Annotated in this window: 17 protein-coding genes; 16 read left to right on the forward strand and 1 reads right to left on the reverse strand. The window is 45.6% G+C overall.

The window, feature by feature from the left end:
• Nucleotides 1–30 precede the first annotated feature (30 nt).
• On the reverse strand, nucleotides 31–255 hold the full coding sequence (locus tag BLQ53_RS10900) for a YgaP family membrane protein (RefSeq protein ID WP_093727342.1): 225 nt from the start codon (nucleotides 253–255) through the stop codon (nucleotides 31–33).
• A 164-nt stretch (nucleotides 256–419) separates the two neighbouring features.
• On the opposite strand from BLQ53_RS10900, the gene BLQ53_RS10905 reads away from it, so the two are divergent.
• From BLQ53_RS10905 to rlmD, 16 genes are all read left to right on the forward strand, one after another.
• Nucleotides 420–722, forward strand: coding sequence for a YerC/YecD family TrpR-related protein (locus BLQ53_RS10905; protein ID WP_093727343.1), 303 nt, complete (start codon nucleotides 420–422; stop codon nucleotides 720–722).
• 15 nt (nucleotides 723–737) lie between these two features.
• Nucleotides 738–1,730, forward strand: coding sequence for a Gfo/Idh/MocA family protein (locus BLQ53_RS10910; RefSeq protein ID WP_093727344.1), 993 nt, complete (start codon nucleotides 738–740; stop codon nucleotides 1,728–1,730).
• 147 nt (nucleotides 1,731–1,877) lie between these two features.
• Complete coding sequence (pcrB, locus tag BLQ53_RS10915; RefSeq protein ID WP_425288301.1) at nucleotides 1,878–2,558, forward strand: heptaprenylglyceryl phosphate synthase; 681 nt, start codon at nucleotides 1,878–1,880, stop codon at nucleotides 2,556–2,558.
• Nucleotides 2,559–2,571: 13 nt separating this feature from the next.
• A complete protein-coding gene (pcrA, locus tag BLQ53_RS10920) occupies nucleotides 2,572–4,791 on the forward strand; it encodes a DNA helicase PcrA (RefSeq protein WP_093727346.1) in 2,220 nt (739 codons plus the stop codon).
• Nucleotides 4,792–4,805: 14 nt separating this feature from the next.
• A complete protein-coding gene (gene ligA, locus BLQ53_RS10925) occupies nucleotides 4,806–6,812 on the forward strand; it encodes an NAD-dependent DNA ligase LigA (protein ID WP_093727347.1) in 2,007 nt (668 codons plus the stop codon).
• A 13-nt stretch (nucleotides 6,813–6,825) separates the two neighbouring features.
• Nucleotides 6,826–8,049, forward strand: coding sequence for a CamS family sex pheromone protein (locus BLQ53_RS10930; RefSeq protein WP_093727348.1), 1,224 nt, complete (start codon nucleotides 6,826–6,828; stop codon nucleotides 8,047–8,049).
• A gap of 218 nt (nucleotides 8,050–8,267) precedes the next feature.
• Nucleotides 8,268–9,530, forward strand: coding sequence for a helix-turn-helix domain-containing protein (locus BLQ53_RS10935; RefSeq protein ID WP_170829663.1), 1,263 nt, complete (start codon nucleotides 8,268–8,270; stop codon nucleotides 9,528–9,530).
• 11 nt (nucleotides 9,531–9,541) lie between these two features.
• Nucleotides 9,542–9,673 carry a hypothetical protein gene (locus BLQ53_RS19310; protein ID WP_280137067.1) on the forward strand — a complete coding sequence of 44 codons (132 nt, stop codon included), beginning with the start codon at nucleotides 9,542–9,544 and terminating at the stop codon, nucleotides 9,671–9,673.
• A 274-nt stretch (nucleotides 9,674–9,947) separates the two neighbouring features.
• Nucleotides 9,948–10,238, forward strand: a complete 291-nt coding sequence (gene gatC / locus BLQ53_RS10940; RefSeq protein ID WP_093727350.1) for an Asp-tRNA(Asn)/Glu-tRNA(Gln) amidotransferase subunit GatC — start codon at nucleotides 9,948–9,950, stop codon at nucleotides 10,236–10,238.
• Between the two features lie 11 nt (nucleotides 10,239–10,249).
• A complete protein-coding gene (gene gatA, locus BLQ53_RS10945; RefSeq protein ID WP_038558547.1) occupies nucleotides 10,250–11,716 on the forward strand; it encodes an Asp-tRNA(Asn)/Glu-tRNA(Gln) amidotransferase subunit GatA in 1,467 nt (488 codons plus the stop codon).
• Nucleotides 11,713–13,143 (forward strand): Asp-tRNA(Asn)/Glu-tRNA(Gln) amidotransferase subunit GatB, encoded by a 1,431-nt coding sequence (gene gatB, locus BLQ53_RS10950; RefSeq protein WP_093727351.1) that lies wholly within the window; start codon nucleotides 11,713–11,715, stop codon nucleotides 13,141–13,143. The genes gatA and gatB overlap by 4 nt, the downstream gene beginning before the upstream one ends.
• Nucleotides 13,144–13,254: 111 nt before the next feature.
• Nucleotides 13,255–13,572 (forward strand): MazG nucleotide pyrophosphohydrolase domain-containing protein, encoded by a 318-nt coding sequence (locus BLQ53_RS10955; protein ID WP_093727352.1) that lies wholly within the window; start codon nucleotides 13,255–13,257, stop codon nucleotides 13,570–13,572.
• Nucleotides 13,573–13,634: 62 nt separating this feature from the next.
• Nucleotides 13,635–13,847, forward strand: coding sequence for a hypothetical protein (locus tag BLQ53_RS10960; RefSeq protein ID WP_093727353.1), 213 nt, complete (start codon nucleotides 13,635–13,637; stop codon nucleotides 13,845–13,847).
• A gap of 101 nt (nucleotides 13,848–13,948) precedes the next feature.
• Nucleotides 13,949–14,767, forward strand: a complete 819-nt coding sequence (locus BLQ53_RS10965; RefSeq protein WP_093727354.1) for an alpha/beta fold hydrolase — start codon at nucleotides 13,949–13,951, stop codon at nucleotides 14,765–14,767.
• Between the two features lie 197 nt (nucleotides 14,768–14,964).
• Nucleotides 14,965–15,882 carry a diacylglycerol kinase gene (locus tag BLQ53_RS10970; RefSeq protein ID WP_093727355.1) on the forward strand — a complete coding sequence of 306 codons (918 nt, stop codon included), beginning with the start codon at nucleotides 14,965–14,967 and terminating at the stop codon, nucleotides 15,880–15,882.
• A gap of 109 nt (nucleotides 15,883–15,991) precedes the next feature.
• Nucleotides 15,992–17,377 (forward strand): 23S rRNA (uracil(1939)-C(5))-methyltransferase RlmD, encoded by a 1,386-nt coding sequence (rlmD, locus tag BLQ53_RS10975; RefSeq protein ID WP_093727356.1) that lies wholly within the window; start codon nucleotides 15,992–15,994, stop codon nucleotides 17,375–17,377.
• Nucleotides 17,378–17,465: the final 88 nt, after the last annotated feature.

Genomic DNA, 17,465 nt, shown 5'->3' on the forward strand with positions numbered 1-17,465 from the left:
AAGAACTGGAATAAGGCCAGTTCTTCTTTTTTATTCCTCTTGTGATCCTTGTTTCTGGCGAAATTGGTTAATCAATGTCATGCTCGGGCAATATCGGACAATACCCTCAGCAATCTTGATTGCACCTGCCAATAACGCCAAATGGGCAATGAACTGCTTTGGTTTTGTGACGAGTGTAGCTGTTGCATACCCGACCATGCTGATGCCGGCAGCAATCCGAATCATCGCTTGGATCAGCCCCATATTTGGTTTCATTTTTGGCACCCCTTTCCTTTTGTCAGCTTAGTTTTTCCTGTTATAACAGGGGTTTATGCTAGTATAAAAATTCCAATGCGCGTCGTATTACGCAAAAGCCCTAAGATGATGTATGATAAAAGATAAGGTAAGAAGCACATCCGTGCGTATGGGAGGGAAGCTGCATGCAGCTTGACAAGCTCCGTGGTGAGCATTTAGATGAATTATTCAAAGCAATCCTTTCGTTGAAGGATATCGAGGAATGCTATCGTTTCTTCGATGATATTGCGACAATCAGCGAAATACAATCGCTTACACAGCGTCTTCAAGTAGCGAAGATGCTCCGTGATGGGGCTACATATCATAGCATCGTCCAGGAAACGAGTGCGTCCACCACAACGATTTCCCGGGTGAAACGCTGCCTCAATTATGGAAACGATGGCTATAACACGGTACTTGAACGTTTGGAAGAAAAAACAGAAGAATAAGGGAGCTGACATTGGATGGTGCGCTTTGGTGTGATCGGTACGAATTGGATAACGGAATCCTTTTTGAAAGCTGGAAAGAAAGTAAAGGACTTTGAACTGACAACCGTTTATTCTCGGAAAGCTGAGACGGCGGAGGAATTCGCCAAGAAGCACGGAGCGGTACATACGTTCACCGATATTGAACAAATGGCAGCAAGCGGTGATATTGATGCAGTTTATATCGCGAGTCCGAATGCCTTGCACGCGGGACAAGCGAAGATTTTCATGCAGCATGGCGTACATGTGTTATGTGAAAAGCCGCTGGCGTCCAATACAGCGGAAGTAAAAGATTTGATTGAAACAGCAAAGCATCATGATGTATTGCTGATGGAAGCCTTGAGATCGACATTGTTGCCGAATTTCCATGCGGTAAAAGAGCATTTGGACGAAATCGGAACGGTCCGGCGTTACGTGGCTCAGCTTTGCCAATATTCATCGCGTTATGATGCTTACCGGCAAGGCAACATCCTGAATGCCTTCAATCCGGAGCTCAGCAATGGGGCAACGATGGATATCGGTATTTATTGCATATATCCGCTAGTTGCTTTGTTTGGCAAACCAAAAGAGATAAAAGCAAGCGGAACTTTGCTGGAGTCAGGCGTCGACGGACAAGCTACTATCATACTGACATATGAAGAAATGGAAGCAATCGTCTACTATTCCAAAATCACCAGCTCGACGCTGCCTTCTGAAATACAAGGAGAAGATGCGACGATTCGCATCGACCATATCGGGCATTTTGAAGATGTCAAAATCCAGTACCATGACAGTACAGAGAAAACGATCAGCGGCCCGCAGGATAATGAGCATCCCATGTTCTATGAAGTAGAGGAATTTGTGAGCTTGATCCAATCGGGTAAACGGGAATCGGCTATCAATACGCATGAATTGGCGCTCAGTGTAGCGGAAATCATGGAAAAAGCAAGAATTCAGTTCGGCTTGATTTTCCCAGCTGACCGTATTCAATGATATGTAAAGCCTGGCATTCGATTGCCGGGCTTTCTTCGTTCGTAAAGTCTTCGTATTTTCCTCCCTGTTACCACTGAATTATCCAGTCGATTTTTGCTATAATGAACGTTATGGAAGCAAGTAATGGAGGATACGTACGTGTATAACATGAAAGAGTGGCAACATATATTCAAGCTCGACCCAGCAAAGGAAATCGGCGATGAAGAGCTGGAAAAGATTTGCGAATCCGGTACGGATGCCATCATCGTCGGCGGTACAGACGGTGTGACATTGGATGGTGTCCTTGATCTGCTGGCGCGAATACGCCGTCACACAGTTCCAGTCATTTTGGAAATCAGCACGATGGATTCGATCACTCCTGGTTTCGATTTTTATTATGTACCGATGGTGATGAACAGCAAGGACAAGCAATGGATCATGGGACTGCATCATGAAGCTGTCAAGGCCTATCGGGATATGATGCATTGGGACGAAATCATGATGGAGGGCTATTGCGTCATCAATCCTGAAGCGAAGGTTTTCACCCATACCCAATGTGAACTGCCGTCTGAAGACGATATTATCGCTTATGCCTATATGGCGGAGCATATGTACAAGCTCCCGATATTTTATTTGGAAAACAGCGGGGCATATGCAGATCCGGAACTTGTCGGCAAGGTGAAAAAGCAACTATCAAACACATTGCTATTTTATGGAGGCGGCATTGCTTCACCAGAGCAAGCATCCCAGATGAAGCAGTATGCTGACGTGATTATTGTCGGAAACAGCGTATATGATAATATAAAGGCTGCCCTGAAGACAGTGGAAGCAGTAAAAGGAAAGAAATGAAGGCGGTGCAAACATGAGCCGATTGGCGAATGATTTAATAAAGGCTTTGAATAAAGAACAGGCAGAAGCGGTGCAGCACACGGAAGGACCGCTCCTCATCATGGCAGGTGCAGGAAGCGGTAAGACGCGCGTGCTGACAAACAGGATTGCCTATTTACTAGGGGAGAAGGAAGTTTCGCCACGCAGCATCCTGGCGATCACATTCACGAATAAAGCTGCTCGTGAAATGCGGGAGCGTGTGCACAAACTAGTCGGGGAAGAAGGGTCCCAAATCTGGGTTTCCACTTTCCACTCCATGTGTGTGCGCATTTTACGGCGTGATATAGACAGAATAGGATATAATAGCAATTTTTCCATACTCGATACGAGCGATCAGCTATCTGTTATCAAACAAGCATTGAAACGGCTTAATCTGGATCCGAAACAGTATGATCCGCGCGCGATGCTCGGTGCTATCAGCTCGGCGAAAAACGAGCTGATCACACCAGAACAGTACAGCAAGGAAGCTGGCAGTGTGTATGAACGGAAAGTGGCCGAGGTATTCGATTTGTATCAGAAAACATTACGCCGCAATCAATCACTGGATTTCGATGACTTGATCATGCAGACGATCCAGCTGTTCGACCGTGTGCCGGAAGTGCTGCAATATTACCAGCGCCGATTTCAGTACATCCACGTGGATGAGTATCAGGATACGAACCACGCCCAATATCGTTTGGTGAACCAACTGGCATCCCGTTACAAAAACCTTTGTGTTGTTGGAGACTCCGATCAGTCCATCTACCGCTGGCGCGGAGCGGACATCACAAATATCCTGTCTTTTGAAAAGGACTATCCAAATGCGAAGGTCGTCATGCTTGAGCAGAACTATCGCTCGACAAAGACAATTCTGGATGCAGCTAACAAAGTAATTGGCAACAATACAGGACGTAAACCGAAGAATCTTTGGACAGATAATATCGATGGCTCGAAGCTTCGATATTACGAAGCAGCTACTGAGCGGGATGAGGCGCTATATGTAACAGAGAAAATCGAAGAAATGGTCATGATGGAGAAAAAACGGCATTATCGTGATATTGCGATCCTTTACCGGACAAATGCACAGTCCCGTTCCATCGAGGAAACGTTTGTAAAAGCAGGCGTGCCTTATCAGATGATCGGCGGCACGAAGTTCTATGATCGCAAGGAAATCAAGGACATGCTCGCATACTTGCGTCTGATAGCGAATCCGGATGATGACATCAGCTTCGAGCGGGTCGTCAACGAACCGAAGCGAGGCATCGGGAAGACGTCCATCGAAAAACTGCAAGCTTATGCAAATGAGCACGAGATTTCCTTGTTTGATACGCTTAAGGAAGTTGATTTCACTGGCGTAAGTGCGAAAGCTGCCAACGCTTTGAGTGAATTCGGAAAAATGATCAGCAACTGGAGCAAGCAGGTGGAATTCCTGACTGCAACGGACATGGTCGAGCAGGTACTGGAAGGTTCGGGCTATGAAGAAATGCTAAAAGCAGAACGAAGCATTGAATCACAAAGCCGTCTGGAGAACTTGGAAGAGTTCAAGACAGTAACGAAGAATTTTGAGCAGACGAGTGAAGACAAGTCCCTGCTTGCATTCTTGACGGATCTTGCACTGATTGCGGATATCGACTCCATGGACGATGACCCGTCCAGTGACGACAAAGTCATCCTTATGACACTGCATGGTGCCAAAGGACTCGAGTTTCCGGTTGTATTCCTGATCGGGATGGAAGAGAATGTGTTCCCGCACAGCCGTTCCCAGATGGATGAAACGGAGATGGAGGAAGAACGCCGTCTTGCGTATGTCGGCATCACCCGTGCAGAAGAGGAGCTATTCCTTACCAATGCCAAGATGCGGACATTGTTCGGCCGGACGAATATGAACCCGGTCAGCCGCTTTATTGGTGAAATCCCGAATGAGCTGCTGGAAGGCATGCAGGAAACCAAACAGAATCCATTCGGACTCCAAAGCCGTCGCCAATCGCCAAAACCACAGGAGCAAAAACGTGTGGTCCGCAAGCCGAAGCCTAAATCAGGAGCTGACGCGCTTGGATGGGGCCCTGGAGACAAGGCTGTCCATAAAAAATGGGGCGAAGGAACAGTAGTGAAGGTCAATGGAGAAGGAGAAGCGATGGAGCTTGATATCGCCTTCCCTGCACCAGTGGGCATCAAAAGGCTGCTTGCTTCATTCGCACCGATCACAAAAGCTTAACCGAGGTGGCAAGCATGAACAAAGAAGAAGCAATCCAAGAGCTTGCGGATTTACGCAAAAAGCTCAATCAATATAATTATGATTATCACGTACTCGATAATCCGCAGGTGTCCGATTATGAATACGATCAAACACTGAAGCGCCTGCTGGACATCGAAGCGGAATTCCCAGACCTGATCACAAGTGATTCACCGTCCCAGCGTGTCGGCGGCACGCCACTTGAAGCATTCAACAAGGTAGAGCATCGCGTACCGATGCTTTCCCTTGGCAATGCCTTCAACGAAGAGGATTTGCGAAGCTTTGACAAGCGGGTCCAAAATGGATTGGAAACAGATGATTACTCATATATTTGTGAACTGAAGATTGATGGCCTGGCGGTTTCACTACGTTATGAAAATGGAGCGTTCGTCCAAGGAGCGACACGTGGTGATGGTACAACAGGGGAAGACATTACCCAAAATCTACGGACAATCCGCAGCATCCCGCTTCGAATTGATTTAGCAGAAGCGATCGAGGTGCGCGGGGAGGCATATATGCCGCAGAAATCTTTTGCAGCACTTAACGCGCAAAAGGAAGAAAACGGCGAAGCCCCTTTTGCCAATCCTCGTAATGCAGCAGCAGGGTCATTGCGTCAGCTTGATCCGAAGATTGCTGCCAGTCGCAATCTGGACATCTTCTTATATGGTTCTGGCCAATGGGAAACGAGTAATTTGGATTCCCATAGCGGATTGCTCGATTACTTGGAGCAGTTGGGTTTCAAGACGAATAAGGAACGCCGCCGCTGCCGGACAATCGAGGAAGTGCTGGCATATGTCGAGGAATGGAGTGCCAAACGCCGGGAACTGAATTATGAAATCGACGGCATCGTCATCAAGGTGGACAAGCGGGAGCAGCAGGATGAACTTGGCTTTACTGCCCGTACACCGCGTTGGGCGATTGCGTACAAATTCCCGGCTGAGGAAGTGACGACGAAGCTTTATGATATCGAGCTGAATGTCGGACGTACTGGTGTCATCACGCCGACAGCACTGCTGGAGCCAGTCCGGGTGGCCGGCACAACAGTACAGCGGGCTACTTTGCATAATGAAGACCTGATCCGTGAAAAGGATATTCGGATCGGGGATACAGTTGTCATCAAAAAGGCTGGTGACATTATCCCGGAAGTCGTCCGTGTTGTGACGGATGCACGTACCGGAGGAGAGCAGGAATTCCATATGCCGGAGCACTGTCCGGAATGCGGCAGTGAAACGGTCCGCCTGGAAGAAGAAGTAGCGCTTCGCTGTATTAATCCGAATTGCCCGGCACAGCTTGTCGAAGGATTGATTCACTTTGTTTCCCGGAATGCCATGAACATTGATGGACTCGGGGAGAAGGTCATCATCCAGCTGTACCGCGCTGAACTGGTGCATACGATTGATGATCTGTATAAACTGGATCGTGATGCTTTACTGAATCTTGAACGAATGGGCGAGAAATCGGTAGATAACTTGCTGAAATCAATCGAAGCGTCCAAGGAAAATTCACTGGAGCGTTTGCTGTTCGGTTTGGGCATCCGTTTTGTCGGTGCCAAGGCGGCGAAAACATTGGCGCAAGCCTTTGAAACGATAGATAAATTGCAGCAGGCATCCGTGGAGGAGCTGGTCGCGATTGATGAAATCGGGGAAAAAATGGCCGACTCCATTTATCAGCATTTCCAAGAAGATAAAGTAACTCAGCTAATTGAAGAGCTGAAAGCTGTGGGCGTCAATATGACGTATAAAGGCATCAAGCCGCAGGAAGTAACAAGTGACAGCATTTTCAGCGGCAAAACCATCGTTTTGACCGGGAAAATGGAGGCTCTCACACGGCCGCAGGCAAAAGAGAAAATCGAAGCACTCGGCGGTATGGTCACAGGAAGTGTCAGCAAAAAAACAGATTTATTGATTGCCGGTGAGGATGCTGGTTCGAAATATGAAAAAGCAGAAAAGCTTGGCATTGAAATATGGGATGAAGCCCGTTTGATCGAAGCGTTACAGGAATAGAGAGGAGAAACACATGAAGAAATTAGCAGGTGTTCTGTCTATAGGAGCACTCGTATTGCTGGCAAGCTGCGGACCGTCTGGCGGTGGGGAAGAAGAAGTGAAGCAGGAAACGGCAGATGGCGGGGAAAAAACATCCGTCGTTTCCAGCTACAATTTCTCTGACGAAGAATACAAAGTATTGCTGCCTTATGAGAGCGGTAAATCAAAAGGTGTCGTCAACTATGAGACTAGTGCAGCTCGCGGCGTAATCATCAACCAGATTGCCAACCGTTTGGATATTGACGAAGTCGAAGAAGGGCTTCGCAACCATTCAAAGGATGTATTCAGTCCGGAAGATTATTACTTCCGTGAAGGACAAATGCTCGATAGTGATACGCTTTACAGCTGGATCGGACGATATGCCAAAGCCCAGGACTTGGGTAAGGCTGCAACAGCGGAAGCGAAAAAAGCGGAAAAAGCCAAAGAGCTTGGACTGAATCCGGAATTGAATGAGGAAAAAGCATCGGAAAAAGATTTCCGAGATAATCCGAAGTATCTATCCCATATCCTGGAGCAGGATTATATGGTCGAGGATGATAACGGGGACATCAAGCTGGGCGGAGTCTCCATTGCTCTTGCGATGAAATCGGAGTACCAGTTCACGACAGGCGGAAAAGGCCCATATCGCGAGGAAATTCCAGAGGATGAGATGCTTGCGCAGGCGAATGAAATGGCCAAGAAGATTGTCGAAAGAATGCGGGGAATGGACGGTTTGACTGAAGTTCCGATTCATATCGCCGTTTACCAGGAAGCTAAGAAAGAATCTGTCGTACCAGGTAACTTCGTTTCGGAGACAACAGTGGAAAAAGGCAGCAGTTCAGTCGGGGACTGGGATAAGATCGATGAAAAGAACGTTTTATTCCCTTCCGATACAGCAGCAGAAGATCACCCGGATGAAAGCCAATATATTTCCGCTTTCGAAACGAAGGTGTCAAGCTTCTTCCCGAATTACACAGGTATGATCGGAAGAGGATTCTATGAGAATGACGAGCTGAAAAAACTGACAATTGAAATCCCGATCCAGTTTGAAGGGAACGCTGAAGTGGTTGCGTTCACGCAATATGCTTACAGTCAAATCATGGACATCTTCCCGAACTACTACGACCTGGAAATCAACATCACCTCCAATGACAAGACAGAAGCAATCATTACGAGGGAGCAAGACGCAAAAGAACCCGAAGTCTACATCCTTAATTAAAGCAGCCATACAAAAAAAGACAGAAATTCACATTTCAAGACAAGACTAGGAAAGTATCGGCGGGAAATAGGTACAGAAGCATACTCTTTAATCCCTACTTTCCCAATATACTTAATGCCGGGATGTGTTAGAATAAAAGCAGGAACACATCCTGGCAATGGTCTTGGGCACAAGCTCTTACGCAGAAAGAAATAAACATGTTTCGAGGTGTAGCCCAAATGGAAATCGGCCCTTTAATTAAACTACATAGAATCAAGCAGAATATGACGCAAGAAGACCTGGCAGCGGGCATTGTTTCAGAATCCTATCTATCCAAAATCGAAAACCAGAAAACTGACGCCAGTCCGGAAGTCATCGCATTATTATGCGAAAGGCTCGATATTCAGCTCAATGCAGAAAACGAGGATATGATCAAGGAGAAGGCAGAAGAATGGTACGGCATGTTGTATGAAGTGCACAATGCCGACGAAAGAAGACAACGATTCGAGGAACTCCAAACACTGTTCAAAGCGAATAATTCTGATCATGAGATGTTGTTCGAAATTCAGAAGATAAGGTTTTTTTTGGTAGAAGGCAGAGTAAAGGAAGCGAGAGAACAGATTGAGCGTTTAGAACAAGTTCAGAACTCCTTTGATGGTTTACAATCATTTTATTGGAACAAGTTTGTTGGTAATTATTATCACATGGAACTCTCTGAATTTACTAAAGCGCTTAGATTTTACAAAGAAGCTGAGTCTACCATGGATAAATTAGATCTTCTAGATGATGAGAAGGCAGATCTCTTATATGTAATAAGTATTTTACACAGTAAGTTGGTTAATGATCTGAGTGCTTTAGAATACGCGAACAAGGCATTATCTATTTTTAGGAATAGTTATAAGTTTGTCCGTTGTGCTCAATGTCATATCATCTTAGGTATAGCGTACAGAAGATTGCACATGCTTGAGGAGGCAATCAAGCAATATAACCTTGCAAAACATCTAGGTGAAATTACTGACAATAACGATGTAATTCAACTAACAAATCATAACTTGGGTTACTTGCATTCCCGGGCAGGTAATTCTATTGAAGCAATTGCATTCTATAAGTCTGCTTTTAATCTTAGGAATGTGCCATTAAACTACAAATTAACCACCGTAACTTCTCTAATACGTGAGTATATCCTTTTAAAGGAGTACGCTGAAGCGCAAAACTATATAGTTCAAGCTGAACAGATCATGAATGAGAACTTAATAGGAAGTAAATTGGTTAAATTGGAGATAAAAGTTTTTAAAACGATTTTAAACCAAGATTACGTTCAATACGAAGATTTAGTTACAAATCACTTGATTCCTTTTTTGCTGGAGCAAGAAGATAAAGTGTATACAATAATTTATTCTAATATGATTGCAGCACATTATGAGGATATAAAGAAGTACAAAAATGCTGCTTATTACTATAAATTAGCAAGTAAGTCTTATGAAGACTTACTCAAAATATAAGGAGGATAAAAATGAAAAAAGTTATAATTGCTATTGCTGCTGTTGTTACACTTGGTGCGGGGCTTCTGTTGTCCTCTTCTAATGAGATTAATACAGCTGATAACCAACCAAGTGCATATACAATCATAAACCTACCTTTCTAAAATGTAGCTGCTGCTACATTTTTTCTTTTTCCAAGAAGGAGATTCCATTCTTTCGCCGAATATATACACCATGTACTATTTCCCTTAAGTAAGACCCTCAATCGCCGGCTTTATCTTCAGATAAGGCGGGCTTTTTCTTTTTATCGTGCTTGGCTTTGTTTGGCGGTCAAAAGGTGCTAAAATAGTTATATGTTATAGTCTGGTTGCTTTACGGCAGCTCCTTTTGCTATGATCATTTTTATATACATGTAAGGTGAATTCCGGAGGTGACAGTATGTCAGAGATTACGAAAGAACAGGTGTTGCATGTAGCGCATTTGGCGCGTCTTGCGATCACTGATGAAGAAGCGGAAAAGATGACGAAGGAACTTGATGCGATTATTGGGTATGCCGAGCTTTTGAATGAGCTTGATACGGATAATGTTGAGCCTACGACACACGTGCTTGATTTGAAGAATGTAATGCGTGAGGATGAACCGCGTAAGTGGATCGACCGGGAGGATGCATTGAAAAATGCACCGGATCAGAAAAATGGCCAGTTCCGTGTGCCGTCGATTTTGGACTGAGGAGGAAGATTATGTCTTTGTTTGATTATACATTGAAAGAACTGCAGGAAAAGCTACATAACAAAGAGATCACGGTAACGGATCTTGTGGATGCTTCCTATGCACGTATCAAGGAAGTGGACGATGAAGTGAAAGCTTTCTTGACGCTTGATGAAGAAAATGCACGTGCAGCTGCAAAAGAATTGGACGAGCAGGGCGGCGACAACCCGCTATTCGGTATTCCTATCGGTATCAAGGATAATATCGTAACAAAAGGTCTTCGTACAACTTGTGCGAGTAAGTTCCTAGATAACTTCACAGACCCGCTTTACGATGCAACAGTTGTATCCAAGCTGAAGGATAAGAAAACTGTCACAATCGGTAAATTGAATATGGATGAATTTGCGATGGGTTCTTCTAATGAGAACTCCGCTTACTTCACGACACGCAACCCTTGGAACACAGATTATGTTCCAGGCGGATCCAGTGGTGCGTCTGCAGCTGCTGTAGCTGCAGGGGAAGTCTTTTTCTCCTTGGGTTCCGATACAGGTGGTTCCATTCGTGAACCAGCAGCATTCTGCGGCGTTGTCGGATTGAAGCCTACATACGGTCTTGTTTCCCGTTTTGGTCTTGTTGCATTTGCATCTTCCCTTGACCAAATTGGTCCGATGACTCGTACGGTGGAAGATAACGCGCACTTGCTGCAAGCAATTGTAGGTCATGATGAAATGGATTCTACAAGTGCAGACGTGGAAATCCCGAACTACACAGAAGCTTTGAAACAAGATGTCAAAGGTTTGCGCATTGCCGTACCTTCCGAGTATCTTGGCGAAGGTGTTTCTGATGAAGTGCGTGAATCCATCAAAGCTGCATTGAAAGTATATGAAGATCTTGGCGCAACTTGGGAAGAAGTTTCCCTGCCGCATTCCCGTTATGCAGTAGCAGCTTACTACTTGCTATCTTCTTCGGAAGCATCTGCTAACTTAGCGCGTTTTGACGGCGTCCGTTATGGTGTTCGCTCTACGCAAGCGGAAAACATGATCGATGTATTCAAATATTCCCGCCGCGATGGTTTCGGCGAAGAAGTAAAACGCCGCATCATGCTTGGTACATTCGCGCTTAGCTCCGGCTATTATGATGCTTACTACAAAAAAGCTCAAAAAGCACGTACACTTATCAAAAACGACTTTGACAAAGTATTCGAAGACTATGATGTCATCGTTGGACCGACAACTCCGACTCCAGCTTTCAAAGTTGGCGAAAAAGTTGAGGATCCATTGACAATGTACGCAACTGATATCCTGACGATCCCTGTAAACCTTGCAGGCGTACCAGGAATCTCCCTGCCTTGCGGATTCTCAAGTGAAGGTCTTCCGATCGGTTTGCAGATCATCGGAAAGCACTTTGATGAGGCGACGATCTACCGCGCTGCTCATGCATTCGAGCAAGCGACAGATCACCACAAACAGAAACCGGCATTGGGAGGCGTAAAAGGATGAATTTTGAAACTATCATCGGACTCGAAGTACACGTGGAGCTGAAAACGAAATCCAAGATTTTTAGCCCGAGCCCAAATGCATTCGGTGCCGCACCAAATGAAAACACCAACCCAATCGACCTTGGGTACCCAGGTGTGCTTCCTGTTCTGAATAAAGAAGCAGTGAACTTTGCAATGAAAGCTGCGATGGCGCTTAACTGTGAAATCGCAACGCATACAAAATTCGACCGGAAGAACTACTTCTATCCGGATAACCCGAAAGCTTACCAGATCTCCCAATTCGATCAGCCGATCGGTGAGAATGGCTGGATTGAAATTGAAGTGGACGGTTATACAAAGAAAATCGGTATCACACGTATCCATATGGAAGAGGATGCTGGTAAATTGTCTCACACAGGCGACGGCTACTCCCTTGTCGACTACAACCGTCAAGGAACACCATTGATCGAAATCGTGTCTGAGCCAGATCTTCGTACACCGGCAGAAGCTTATGCTTACCTGGAGAAGCTACGTAACATCATCCAGTACACCGGTGTATCTGATGTGAAGATGGAAGAAGGCTCCCTGCGCTGTGACGCCAACATTTCCCTTCGTCCAATCGGACAAGAGAAATTTGGTACAAAAGCTGAGCTGAAGAACTTGAACAGCTTTGCCTTCGTTCAAAAAGGCTTGGAATTCGAAGAAAAACGCCAGCAGAAGGTCTTGCTTGCCGGAGGAGAGATTCTGCAAGAAACACGTCGTTATGATGAGTCTACCAAAGAGACAATCCTAATGCGTGTCAAAGAGGGATCTGACGATTACCGTTACTTCCCAGAGCCGGATCTTGTACCACTATACATCGACGATGCTTGGAAAGAACGCATCCGCGCATCAATCCCTGAGCTTCCGGATGCTCGTAAAGCACGCTACGTGAACGAGCTTGGCTTGCCGGCATACGACGCAATGGTGTTGACACTAAGCGTGGAAATGTCCGATTTCTTCGAGGCAACTTTGAAAGCTGGTGCGGATGCCAAAGCAGCTTCCAACTGGCTGATGGGTGAGGTTTCTGCTTACTTGAACAAGCAGCAGAAAGATCTTGCTGATATCGCTTTGACACCTGAGGGACTGGCGAAAATGATCACATTGATCGAAGACGGCACACTTTCCTCCAAGATGGCGAAGAAAGTATTCGCTGAGCTTGTCGAGAACGGTGGCGATCCGGAGCAAATCGTCAAAGATAAAGGCCTTGTCCAAATCTCCGATGAAGGCCAGCTGACTGAAATTATCTCGAGCATCCTTGATCAGAATGAACAATCTGTCGTGGACTTTAAGAACGGGAAAGACCGTGCACTCGGCTTCCTGGTCGGCCAAGTCATGAAACAGACGAAAGGTCAAGCCAACCCGCCGATGGTCAACAAAATCCTGATTGCGGAAATGAATAAACGGTAACTGCAAAAGTTCCTGCCTGATGGCAGGTTCTTTTTTATACATTGAAGTTTTTGATACCGCCTCCTAATTGATGATATGTTTGGTAGACTATTAAAAAAGGGGGACGGGCAAATGGAAATTCAGGCATTCCAGGAATGGGTGAAGGACTATTATGAAAAGAGAGGCTGGTCACAGCTGGATAGTTTTATTCGGATTGGCTTTCTTGCTGAAGAGACAGGAGAGGTAGCACGTGCCATACGAGCGATGGAAATTGGCAGGAATCGGCCGGATGAGACAGAGGTTTCTTACGCGGAGAAGAAGCAGGAATTGACAGAGGAACTTGGCGATGTACTCGGTAATATCATTGTTTTGGCTAACACCTATGATATTGCATTGGAGGATGTATTCCATGCACATCAACAGAAATTAGAGAAGAGATATGAAGCATAACGATAATCTGCCTAATCGTCATTTAAGGAAAGACGGCTTACTTAGAAATAAGGGATATGAGAATGAAGAATAAACTATTGCAGTGGTGGATTAGCATTCCGAGATATATTCGTGTTGGCTCCTTAGGTTTGCTTACTATATTCCTTCTTACCGCTGCTTTTATAAAAGGGTTGCAGGTTTTATTACATACAAGTGAGCTAGATTACAAACAAGTAATCATCGGTTTGATTTTTGCAATTGCTCTCACAGCTGGTTTCCGATTGAAAAAGAAGTAAGGGTATAAAACCAATTCAGTCAAATTAGCAGATGATTGCTAGTTACTGCGGAGAAGAAAGACAGTCCAAATATTGGCGGCGTTCAGAAAAGAGGTGAAATTATGCCATACTGCAGAATTGGAGACACAGAAATCTATTATGAAGAAGCGGGAGAAGGAACACCTATCATCATGATCCACGGCTATTCACCTGATCATCGCTTGATGAGCGGCTGTATGGAACCTATTTTCAAAAATAAAAAAGGGTGGCGCCGGATTTATCTGGATTTGCCGGGAATGGGAAAGACGAAACACTATCAACAGATAAGCAGTTCGGATGAGATGTTGGAAATGGTAGCTAACTTCATCCATACCATCATACCGCATCAAGTATATGCCGTTGCAGGCGAATCATATGGGGGCTATTTGACAAGAGGGCTGCTGGAACGGGAGCCTGAGAAAATACTCGGAGCTGCGTTAATTTGTCCGGTCATTAAACCAAACTTTAGCGAGAGGGACGTGGAGGAGCACATTGTGCGGCAGGAAGATAATGAACTCAAAGCCCGTCTTACTGCCGAGGAATGGGATGACTTCCGCTCAAATAACGTGATCCTCAACTCTTATACATGGGAACGATATAACAAGGAAATAGTGGGCGGCTGTGCAGTTAGTGATGCGGAGTTTCTGGATAAAGTAAAGCAGCGATACGCATTTTCATTCGATATAGACAAGTCTATTTTCCGTTCCCCTGCTGTTTTCCTGATGGGTAGACAAGATGATGTGGTTGGATATAAAGATGCATTGGACATCATGGAGTTATTCCCTGAAGGCTCCTTTGCTGTTCTTGATACAGCCGGACATAATTTACAGATTGAACAGCCGGCAATCTTTCAAGCTTCCATTACTGATTGGTTGAATCGAATGGAACACCAAGGGAAGTAAAGCATGAGCAGCAGTCTTTTGGGGCTTGGCAAAAAGAACAGGGAATTTCCTGAATCCGGATTAAAACAGGCTTGATTTTCCTATACTGATAGGAGATAAGCTTCCTGGAGCGGGCAAAGACCTTTTCAAAATAGGAAAAAAAAGCTATGATAAGACTTGGACAATGTGAACGTAAGGTTTGGTAGGAGGCAATACAGATGAAACGCGCACGGATCATTTATAATCCCACTTCAGGTAAAGAAGCGTTCAGGCGGGAACTCCCGGATGTATTAGAAATCTTTGAAAAGGCAGGCTATGAAACTTCGGCGCATGCGACCACATGTGAAGGAGATGCAACGGCAGCGGCACGCTTGGCGGTAGAGCGGGGCTATGATCTAGTCGTTGCATGCGGCGGGGATGGTACTGTCAACGAAGTCGTCTCAGGATTGGCTGAACAGCCAAACCGGCCGAAGCTCGGCATCATTCCGGTCGGTACGACGAATGATTTGGCTCGTGCACTATTCATTCCGCGCAATATCAAGCGTGCAGCGGAGATTATCGTAGAAGGCAGGACGCGCAAGCTCGATATCGGGAAGGTCAATGACCATTACTTCATGAATATCGCTGGCGGCGGGAAGCTGACGGAGCTTACATATGATGTACCAAGCAAAACGAAGACGATGCTCGGTCAGATGGCTTATTATTTGAAAGGCATCGAAATGCTGCCATCGCTTCGTCCTATCAAGGTCGAGATCGAGTATGACGGCAAATGGTTCGAGGATGAGATCATGTTATTCCTCGTATCCAACACGAACTCTGTCGGCGGTTTCGAAAAGCTGGCACCAGATGCACTTGTTAATGACGGCTTGTTTGATTTAGTCATCTTAAGAAAAACCAATATAGCGGAATTCATCCGCATCGCATCCTTGGCAATTCGAGGAGCACACTTGGACCATGATCTTATCTTCTATACAAGAGCGAATCGGATCAAGGTAAAGCCTGCTGATAAAATGCAGCTGAACATAGACGGTGAATACGGCGGACTGCTACCAGGCGAATTCGTCAATCTGCATCAGCATATTGAATACTATGTCACAGAGGAATTCATCCAGAAACAAGATAGCTTAGTTGACTAAGCTGTCTTGTTTCTTTTTTCGACATATTTCCCGGGCAATAGACCCGGATTTCTGATTTCCGCCACAATGTGTTACAATCTTGAAAGCAAAAACAAAAAGGACGATGAAAATGGCAAAATTAGCGCCACCAGTTGAAAAGAATCAAACAATCGAGCTGACTTTCGAAGACCTGACTCATGATGGGGATGGTGTCGGAAAAGTCGACGGCTATCCATTGTTTGTACCATATGCACTGCCAGGTGAGACAGCGCAAGTAAAAGTAATCAAGACGAAGAAGAACTTCGGCTTCGGAAAGCTTCTTGAAGTTACCAAACCGAGCCCAGCCCGTGTGGAACCGCCATGTGATGTTTATATCCAGTGCGGCGGCTGCCAGCTTCAGCATATGAGCTATCAGCTGCAGCTGGAGATGAAGCAGAAGCAAGTCCAGAATGCCATGAAGAAAATCGGCCATCTGGAGCATGTACCAGTCCATCCAGCACTGGGAATGGACGACCCTTGGCGTTACCGGAACAAAATCCAGATTCCGACTGCAGAACGGAACGGTGAGATGATCACTGGCTTCTATCGCAAACGCAGCCATGATATTATCGAAAACATGGAAACATGCGTCATCCAGGACGAAGTGAACGACCGGATGGTAGAGGCCGTTCGCCGAATCGCCAGCCGTCTTGGCATCCCAGCTTATAATGAAGAAACCCATCGCGGTGTCCTTCGCCACATCATGGTCCGAACTGGTCAGCAGACCAACGAAACCATGATTGTACTCGTCACTCGTACGAATGAACTGCCTTACGCGAAGGAGCTCGTTGCTGAGCTGCATGAGACATACCCGCAAATCAAATCGATTGTGCAGAACATCAACAAAGAACGCACAAACGTGATCCTTGGCCGCAAGACAAAGCTTCTATGGGGCGAAGAATACATTTACGATACAATCGGAGATATCAAATTTGCTATCTCGGCCCAATCCTTCTACCAAGTCAATCCGGCTCAAACGAAGGTATTGTATGATCAGGCATTGAAATATGCGAACTTAAGCGGCAATGAAACTGTCATCGACGCTTACTCTGGAATTGGAACAATCTCGCTATTCCTTGCGCAAAAAGCGAAGAAAGTCTACGGTGTCGAAATCGTACCGCAAGCAGTTTCCGATGCTAAAATGAATGCCAAGCTAAACTACATGGACAACGCCGAATTCTACGTTGGCAAAGCCGAAGAAGTCATGCCATGGTGGAAAGCCCAAGGCCTTAACCCAGACGTCATCGTCGTCGACCCACCACGCAAAGGCTGTGACGAAAATCTGCTTCAAGCCATGATCGACATGAAGCCAAAACGCATTGTGTACGTCAGCTGTAACCCAAGCACGCTTGCTCGCGATCTTCGCTTCCTGGAAGATGGCGGATTTGAGACAAAGCAAGTGCAGCCAGTTGATATGTTCCCTCAGACGGGTCATATTGAGTGTGTGGCGGAGATTGAGTTGAAGGTGTCTAACTAAAATAAACATTTCCCAGTAAAAATAAACTTTTCCTAATAAGACCCCGATTTCGGTAAAATAAACAATTCCGATTTCCGGGTCTTTTTTC

Origin of the sequence: Terribacillus halophilus, assembly GCF_900101385.1 — a bacterium.
In the GTDB taxonomy this organism is placed as follows: Bacteria; Bacillota; Bacilli; order Bacillales; family Amphibacillaceae; genus Terribacillus; species Terribacillus halophilus.